Source organism: Deinococcus yavapaiensis KR-236 (assembly GCF_003217515.1).
Taxonomy (GTDB): Bacteria; Deinococcota; Deinococci; order Deinococcales; family Deinococcaceae; genus Deinococcus_A; species Deinococcus_A yavapaiensis.
Genome location: NZ_QJSX01000004.1, coordinates 331941 through 338502 on the forward strand (window position 1 = coordinate 331941; position 6562 = coordinate 338502).

The following is a 6562-nucleotide window of genomic DNA, read 5'->3' on the forward strand; positions in this document are numbered from 1 at the left end:
GAAGTGAGCGTGGTAGATGTGAGAACTCTGAGTGAGACATGACACCCCCGCCTGGAGAACGAAGGTAGTCGGAAGCACGACGACTCCCCCATCCGCTTGCAACCTGATATTTCGCGGGGGCTTGGCGACATCGGCCGAGCGTCTACAGCAGCGGACAAGGATGGGGCGTATCACGGCCTTACTCGTAATACTCAGGCAGCTTTTTCAGCTCTTCCCACTGCGCATTTTCATGCCCGAAGACGACCATCGCGACCTGCTCGCGTTCCGTCAGGTCAAGCAGCTTGATCGTGCTGGCGCGGGTCGCCGCCGCGTCTGGGCTGCTGGCGTCGTCCTGCTCGTCACGAGTGAAGCCCTGGGCGAAGGGGACAGCGTCGACCGTCAATAAGACCGCTCCCGTTTTGGGCAGTCGTACCAGCACCGATTGATGTCCCGGCACATGCCCGCTCGTTTCGATCAGTTCCAGCCCCGGCAGCAGTTCCGTGTCTCCGTCCACCAACCGAATTCGGTCCATGGGTTGATCCCATTGAGATCGAAGGGCAGCAAAACGCGGGTTGCTCGCCGCGTCCGAATGATGGACACGCTGAACGACATACTCGGCCCGAATGAAGGCGGCGTGTCTTCCGGCGTGATCGATATCGTAATGCGTCGAAACGACGGTATGAACATCCTCGGGTTTCAAGCCGATGCTTGCCAACTGCTCGATGACATCTCGTCCATTCTCGAAATCCGATTCCCCTTCCGGCATGATTTCCGGGAGTCCGCTGTCGATCAGAATATTTTTTCCGTCATTCGTCTGCACGAGATAACAAACGATCGGAATTTGATATTCCGGCATGGACCCGACCTGCATGAGGTAAAGACGCTTCACGCCATTGTGATTCATAAGCTCCTTTGTGAAATCAACTGTACGGCCTTGGTCATGGAAATGCTAGGCCCGAAATTCGGTCGAACTTTATGGTCAGGTCGGAATGACTCTCCCAGACATTTCGTTCGGCACCCCGCCCGACCGTGGCCACATGAGCGACGTCACGCCGCGCATCATCGCCCTACTGTAAGCACAAGGAGAGGCGTCCCTGGGAAAAACTACTGAGAGCTTGTTCCACGAGACATCGCTCGACGTCTTCCGTGTGGCGTTCGTGCTCGTGAGCGTCCCTTGAAAGCGAGGCGGCACCCGGAACACGCGGGCGGCGGTAAGCACTTCCCTCCTTCGTGTTGGTCATCGATGCCACCGGAAAGGTGAGGATGAAGCGCGGTCACGCTCCACCCACTTGCCAGAAGGGTTGGGACGGCGCACTCGACGCATAGAGTTGACTCATGGCGCATAGCACGCTATCTTTTTGTTATCAGCGTCCGAAAGGGCGCTTTTTTCGTTTCCCGATCGCCTCTCGCATGGCAGCCTCGTGACCGACCGTCGACCCACAAGACATCGCCACCCGGAACGCCGTGCGTTCGGTCTTGGCGGTGCGGCAGTACGACGTCGAATCCAGGATCGTGGTGGTATTCGTTTCTCCACAGGGCGATACTTACCCATGGCGCCTCTCTACCTCGTCATCGGACCTCCAGCCGTTGGGAAAAGCACCACGAGTCGAGCCTTGGCAGCCCGATTCGACAAGAGTATCCACGTTCCAGTCGACGACTTGCGTCACATGGTGGTGTCCGGCCTGGCGCTTCCCGCCGCCGAATGGTCCGACGCCCTGACGGAACAGGTCGCCTTGGCTCGAGACAGCGCCATCGCCATGGCCGTTCGGTACAACGACGCCGGCTTCACCGTCGTGCTCGACGACTTCGTCGATTTCCACAAGGACGAGGAATACCGAGCTCTGGTCGATCGTCCTGAATTTCACCGAATCTTGCTGTGGCCGGAGAAGAACGAGGCGCACCACCGGAACCTTCGACGAGCGGGCGCCAGTTCGGTGCGGCACTACATCGATGAAGGAATTTCCTTGGTCTACGAGAACGTCACGCAGTATCTCGGGGAACTCGGGCAGGAGGGTTGGATAATCATCGATAACACCGACCTTTCCGTCGAACTGACGGTCGCTCGAATCATGGAGGCCACGCTTACGTGACGTCGTCGTTCGAGGCGAGCGAAGCGAATTCGCTCGACTTGATGGGCTCTCATCCCCAGTGAAGTGGTGGACGATGAGCAACGGTGGGACGTTGCGCTTCCCCTCCCAGCACGTCACGTGACCGCGAAAAGGTGCCACGCGAAGAATCGCAACTCCGAACAAGCGAAGGCCGTTGGGCCCCATCGACGCATTCCGCGAGTGCGAACCACTGGATGCACACGCCGGGGCAAGGCCCGCCGTATGCTGGCTTCACTCCCAACTCTTTCGATTCGAAAGGACCAAGAACGCATGTCGAGAATCCGTGTTGGTGTGATCGGCACCAGTTGGTGGTCTGAGAACATGTACCTCGCCAGCCTGGCACGACACCCGGCGGCGCAGCTCGTCGCGCTCTGCGGCCGCAATCAGCAGCATGCCCGTGAAGTCGCTCGAACATACGGTATCCCGCGTGTTTTCGCCGATCATCAGGAGTTGATGCGTGACGGCACGTTGGACGCGGCCATCATCTGCACGCCCGACGATCTGCACTTTCCGATGACCATGTGCGCCTTGGACGCCGGCGTGCACGTCTTGTGCGAGAAGCCGCTCGCTTCGAATTCCACCGAGGCCGCGCAGATGTACCTGAAGGCCCAGGAACGCCAGGTGCGACACATGGTGCTGTTCACGTGGCGCTGGCTGCCCCACATCCGCTACCTGAACGACCTCGTCCGCGGTGGCTACATCGGACGGCCGCTTCAGGCGCAGTTCGCGTTTCAAGGAGATTACGCCGCGTCCGATCAATACATGTGGCGGTTCGATGCCCGGCGGGCCAACGGAATCGTGGGCGACTTGGGTTCGCACATGATCGACCTTGCCTTGCTGCTGATGGGTGACGTGCGGGAGGTCGACGCTCGACTCGACGCGGTGATGCCTCGCAACGACCCCGACGGCAAGCCCGTGCCGCCCGCCAACGACACGGCCTCCTTGATTTTGGGGATGGAGGGAGGCGCCCAGGCCACCGTGCAAGTCAGCGCGATCACGGCGATGGGAGGCGGAATGCGCTTGCAGACGACGCTGGCCGGAAGCGAAGGCACCATCGAAGCCACCTATACCTTCAACGGGCAAGGAAGCGTGCTGATGTTCCGGGGAGTCCGGCAAGGAGATCCGGCCTTGAGGACGCTGGAGGTGCCGAAGTCCTACGGTGATCCGCAGGCGAGCATCTTCGAGTTGTTCGCCGAGCAATCGGTGGGCCCTCGAGCGTTTATCGACGCGATTCTTCAGTATCAAAAGGCAGAGCCGGGCTTCGATGTGGGTCTCAAGGTGCAGAGAATCATAGACGCGGCCCTGAAGTCCCAGGCGACGGGCCGCCGAGTGCGACCGAGCGAAGTCTGAGGCGGCGGGGTCGTTCCCGCGGTGCTCCGCGCTCGTGCTCACCCGACGACGAAGGAGGGATGCCCCATCCGAGGAGGCACGCGTTCGGGAAGTCAACCTTCGACAAATAGCTTGGGCCTCCCGAGCGCGCGACCGCCCGAGACTTCACCAACCGGAGATACTGTCTCATCTCGCCAGTACCTCCGCACCTTCTTCCCTAGAGTTCGTGTCATCCTCCAGCGACCCTCGCGCCGCCGCCGAGCGCCTCTCGTTCAGCACGGCCCGCGAGCACGTCGGAGCCGCGGGCTTCGCTCAGCGCGACGCGCTCGAACGTCTCATCAGCGCCGGACGCGAGCAGATTCGGTTCACGCAAGCCCTCCGTGAAGTCATAGCGAACACGTTGGCCGAACGGCACGCCCTTCCGCTCGCGGACCTCCATCAAGCCGCCGAGCCGCATGTCACCGCGCTGGAGAGCATGGTGCAGTCCTCGCAAGCCCAGCTCGAAACGGCGGAGAGCTTACGAGGGGCCGTTCAGAACGCTCTGGCCGATGTGCGGGGAACCCCGATCGAGCATTTCAGCGCACAGCTGCTGACGAACCTGAGCCAAGTAGTGCATCAGCAAGCCGCCGACCTGCAAGGACTCGTCGCCTTGGCACTCAACGAAGCCAGCACCATTCAGCACATCACGGCCCTTCAGCAAATGAGCGTCAAAGCGCAAGCGCAATTTCTGAGGGCAGAGCGGGAGCGCTCTGAACACGAGTTGGTGCGACTTCAGCACCTTGGAGAGTTTGCGCTGGACCGCATTCGCGTCTTGGAAGACGGCGGCGTGACCCACAAGGCGCAAAAGGCACACCTGGAGCGCGAAGGCGCCGCCTCGCAAGCCCACATCACCGAGTTAGAGGAGGGCGCGGCGCGCGATGATCGAGAGCTCGTGCGAATGGAGGAGCAGGCACAGGTGCTTCGGGCGTGCACGGCGAGCTTGGAGGAGGCGGCCCTCCAGACGCAAGAGAAGGTCGCGCGCCTTCGCCACCAACTGGAGGGGCAGCGGGCAAATGAACTTGGAAACCAAGACCACGAGCCTTCGACGGCCTCGCCACCAGAAAACAGAGCAGATTCACGTGCACACTGACCAACGGTGAGCACACGTGCGCTGTCCCTTCCTCAGGAGTTCGCCCCGGTTTCATAGACACTCGGACGGCACTTGTCATGACCTGCTGCGACTCGACGCGTCCCAGTCCACCTCGGCGTCAATTCTCGAAGCGCACGGTGTACACGAGGTCGCCCGAGCGAGCGGTGTAATGCCCCCAGTCGACTTCCTGCCATGCGAGCAGGCCGCCATGCGCGACTTCACACGCTTTCATGGCGGCCTCCAGGGACGTCGCCTGTCCGAAGAAGCGTGGAACGGGGCGAGGGTCGAGTGAGCTGCGCCAGTAGGCGAGGCGTGGCGTCAGTGGGTCGACGTGCTCCACGGCAGCTTCGGAAGCGGTCGGGGTGCGGCGTTTCGCCCTCGACGGCCACGGCGTTTGCCAAAGGTGCAGAAGCCAGGAGGGAACGAACTTGAAGCGGTGGGCTCGAATCATGCGTACGTCCTTCCCTTCCTGAATTCAGGGTGAAGTCGAAGACAAGTCAACGATAATTCGTCATCGGAGAAACATCGGAGAGGGCGTCTTCTCCGATGTTTCCCGCACGCGCACCTCCTAACGCCGAGCACGCGTTCCACCCTTCGAGAAAACAGGGCTTTTCACGCGTCACCGCTCGGCGAGCCGTCCTCCCATCGAACGCTCGATGTCATTCGGGCGAGAGATCCTTCTTGCGCTCAGCCCACGCTTCGGGCCACGCGTTTTCTTGGCGCTGACGATGCACGCGGCGACCGCACCGTCAGGGGCCGCGCAAACGACATACTAACGGCATGATCCGCGCCATGTCCCTCCTCGACACGGAACCCGTCCACTGGCAAGGCGGGCAGCCCAGCATTTGGGTGGATGTCGAGGCCCCGACTCCAGAGGAACTTCAGCAGCTCACCCGTTCCTTCGCTCTCAACCACCTCGCGATGGAGGACGCCCTCACGCACGGCCAGTGGAGTCGTTTCGAGGTGTACCCCGAGCACATCTTCCTGGTGTTCCGCACCCTCGACCAACCCGAAGCGTGCACCGACGAGACCGAGCGCGTCAGTCTCTTCTGGTATCCCAAGACCGACACGCTCTTGACGATTCGTCTGCAGGACGTGGATTACCTCGACAAGACTTGGCGGGAGTTCGACGGGCTGTCGCACGGCAGCGAGGAACGCTTGATCTACACGCTGCTCGCACGGGGAAGCGACACCTTCTTCGAGTTCACGGACGCGCTGCAGGACCAAACGCTCACCTTGGAAGAGGCGATGTTCACGGAGCGTCGCACGCAGGACTTCGCGCAGCAGATCTTCACGTACCAGCACTTGATCATGAACGTCCGTCGCCTCGTCAGCAACGCCCGTGAGGCCGTCGCGGCCTTCTCTCGGCACGCGTTGCTCGTGGCGGGCAGCAACGGTCGCGGAGCCGCGCCGAGTCCGGCCGTGGAGGTGCAGGCGCAAGAAATCGCGCTGTACTTCCGAGACGTGGTCGACAACCTCAGCCGCGTGCACGACAGCCTCGACTCCTCGCGAGAAGTCCTGTCGAACGTGCTGAACGTCAACTTGAGCGTGCAGCAGGCACGCGTCAACGACGTGGTGAAGACGTTGACGGTGGTGTCGGCGATCTTCCTTCCCTTGACGTTCCTCGCGGGCGTGTGGGGGATGAACTTCGAGTTCATGCCCGAATTGCACTGGCGCTACGGGTACCTCGTCGCGTGGACGAGTTTCATCGGGGTCGCCGTCGGGCTCGGCTGGTACTTCAAACGCCGCAACTGGTGGTAGGCCGAAGACGAGGCGGCCCGCCCGAGGACTTGCGAGGCGCCGCCGTCTTCCGAGGACGCCCATTCGCCCTGAAGTCTCCCAAGGCTCGCTTCAGGCTGTACGAAACTCGTGTAAAGGATTCTTGGCTCGAGTTACACGGCGCCATGTTCGAGACCTCGCAGACTATGCCAAGCAGCCGAAGGAAGGCTGGAGAGGAGCGACATGGCCAGATTGGTAACGTTATATGACTTGCAGCGAGACGGCGGTTACGACCTGC

The 6562-nt window shown here is 61.5% G+C and carries 6 protein-coding genes; 4 read left to right on the top strand and 2 right to left on the bottom strand.

The genetic code is table 11. From position 1 onward, the window contains the following. Positions 1 to 178: 178 nt before the first annotated feature. Positions 179 to 883, bottom strand: coding sequence for an N-acyl homoserine lactonase family protein (locus DES52_RS07295; protein ID WP_110886124.1), 705 nt, complete (start codon positions 881 to 883; stop codon positions 179 to 181). A 517-nt stretch (positions 884 to 1400) separates the two neighbouring features. Here DES52_RS07295 and DES52_RS07300 point away from each other — a divergent pair. From DES52_RS07300 to DES52_RS07315, 3 genes are all read left to right on the top strand, one after another. Continuing rightward, complete coding sequence (locus tag DES52_RS07300) at positions 1401 to 2069, top strand: AAA family ATPase (RefSeq protein ID WP_146237212.1); 669 nt, start codon at positions 1401 to 1403, stop codon at positions 2067 to 2069. Between the two features lie 288 nt (positions 2070 to 2357). Next, positions 2358 to 3437 carry a Gfo/Idh/MocA family protein gene (locus DES52_RS07305; protein WP_170130937.1) on the top strand — a complete coding sequence of 360 codons (1080 nt, stop codon included), beginning with the start codon at positions 2358 to 2360 and terminating at the stop codon, positions 3435 to 3437. A 205-nt stretch (positions 3438 to 3642) separates the two neighbouring features. Then, a complete protein-coding gene (locus DES52_RS07315; protein WP_146237213.1) occupies positions 3643 to 4545 on the top strand; it encodes a hypothetical protein in 903 nt (300 codons plus the stop codon). 118 nt (positions 4546 to 4663) lie between these two features. Here the strand turns inward: DES52_RS07315 and DES52_RS07320 are convergent, their stop codons facing one another. Beyond that, complete coding sequence (locus tag DES52_RS07320; RefSeq protein WP_110886129.1) at positions 4664 to 4996, bottom strand: hypothetical protein; 333 nt, start codon at positions 4994 to 4996, stop codon at positions 4664 to 4666. A gap of 329 nt (positions 4997 to 5325) precedes the next feature. On the opposite strand from DES52_RS07320, the gene DES52_RS07325 reads away from it, so the two are divergent. Further along, positions 5326 to 6306, top strand: a complete 981-nt coding sequence (locus tag DES52_RS07325) for a magnesium transporter CorA family protein (RefSeq protein WP_110886130.1) — start codon at positions 5326 to 5328, stop codon at positions 6304 to 6306. Positions 6307 to 6562 lie beyond the last annotated feature (256 nt).